The sequence below is a fragment of the Citrobacter sp. NCU1 genome, from assembly GCF_010231475.1.
Lineage (GTDB): Bacteria > Pseudomonadota > Gammaproteobacteria > Enterobacterales > Enterobacteriaceae > Citrobacter_D.
In genome coordinates, this window is the sequence record NZ_NRDO01000078.1 from 1 (window position 1) to 1,675 (window position 1,675).

Annotated in this window: 3 protein-coding genes; all 3 read left to right on the top strand. The window is 52.8% G+C overall.

Going from position 1 to position 1,675, the window contains the following annotated elements:
• A partial coding sequence (locus CJP72_RS25280) for a hypothetical protein (protein ID WP_238340139.1) occupies positions 1 to 181 on the top strand: 181 nt, incomplete at its 5' end.
• A complete protein-coding gene (locus tag CJP72_RS21075) occupies positions 171 to 1,394 on the top strand; it encodes a phage portal protein (RefSeq protein WP_162383263.1) in 1,224 nt (407 codons plus the stop codon). The genes CJP72_RS25280 and CJP72_RS21075, both read left to right, overlap by 11 nt.
• On the top strand, positions 1,387 to 1,675 hold a 289-nt coding region (locus CJP72_RS21080; RefSeq protein ID WP_193568829.1), incomplete at its 3' end, for an HK97 family phage prohead protease. The genes CJP72_RS21075 and CJP72_RS21080, both read left to right, overlap by 8 nt.

Sequence of the window (1,675 nt, forward strand, 5' to 3'; positions counted from 1 at the left end):
ACGAAGATTTTCTGATCCTATGAAATCACTATTTTTGGATGTGCTTGGGCTGGCAGGCTTTGGCCTGCTCACGTCTGGCTTTTATCTGCAATTTGGCCTGGCACCTGCGCTGATCTTCTCCGGAGGGCTAATGCTGGCTGGTGCGCTGCTGGCTGCGGCAAGGGGGAAACGTGCTGCTTGACGCATTATTTCGAAGTGAAGATGGCAATCCGGAAAACCCCGCAAACCCGATAACACCGGAGTTAGGCGATCTGGATTGTATCCGGTCGCTGCAGGTCACGCCTGAAACCGCAATGAAGCTGGCCGCGGTCTATGCCTGTATTTATGTGCTGTCGTCGAACATCGCGCAGATGCCGCTTTATGTGCTGCGCAAAACTGATAAAGAGGTGCACCCAGCCACAGATCACCCCGCATGGTATTTGCTCGGCAGCGAGCCTAATTTCTGGCAGACGAGCTACAAATGGCGTGAGCTGAAGCAGCGCCATATTTTGGGTTGGGGGAATGGTTATACCTGGGTGAGGCGTACCCGGCGTGGCGAACTGGATTCACTGGAAGCAGTGATGCCGTGGGAAACCAGTCTTATTGACCAGGGGGGACGCTATACCTACGGCGTTTATAACGAATATGGCAGTTATGCGGTCAGCCCTGATGACATGGTGCACGTTCGTGCGCTGGGCAATAACCAAAAGGTTGGGTTTAGCCCGGTGATGCAGCACGCGCAGACCATTGGCATGGGGATGAGCGGGCAGGAATACATCAACTCCTTTTTCCAGGGTAACGCGCGCCCGGCGGGAATTGTTTCGGTAAAAGGTGAACTGAAAACCGAAGCCTGGAACAACCTGAAGGAAATGTGGAAAAAGGCGTCTGCCGCCCTGCGCAAGCAGGAAAATAAAACCATGTTGCTGCCTGCTGAACTCGATTATAAGGCGCTGACGGTTTCACCGGTCGATATGCAGATCATCGACATGATGAAACTGAACCGCTCGCTTATCGCCAGTATTTTTAATGTACCGGCTCACATGATCAACGACCTGGAAAAAGCCACGTTTTCCAATATCAGCGAGCAGGCCATCCAGTTTGTACGCTACACGATCATGCCGTGGGTGGTGAACTGGGAACAGGAGCTAAACCGCCGCCTTTTTACACGTGCCGAACTGCAGGCGGGCTATTACGTTCGCTTCGACCTCTCCGGACTTTTGCGCGGTACCGCCAAAGAACGTGCCGAATTCTATCATTACGCGATTACTGACGGCTGGATGAGCCGCAATGAAGTGCGAGTACTTGAACATCTGAACCCTCAACCTGGCCTGGATGAAATGCTGGTCAGTGTTAACGCCGCGAAGCAGGTCGATTCAGGTGAAAAAAAACAGCAGGAGAACAAAACAGATGAGTGATGACCGGGAAATTCGCTGTTTCAGCGGTGAAGTCCGCGCAGTGACGCAGGACAGCGAGCCGGGCCGAATCATTGGTTACGGTTCCGTTTTTGACAGTCGCTCTGAACTTATTTTTGGATCGTTTCGCGAAATCATCAAGCCTGGCGCCTTTGATGACGTCCTGAATGATGATGTCCGGGCGCTGTTTAACCATGACCCTAATTTTATCTTAGGTCGCAGTAGTGCTGGCACGCTGGCGCTGTCGGTTGACGATCGTGGGTTGCGTTACGACATTGCTGCTC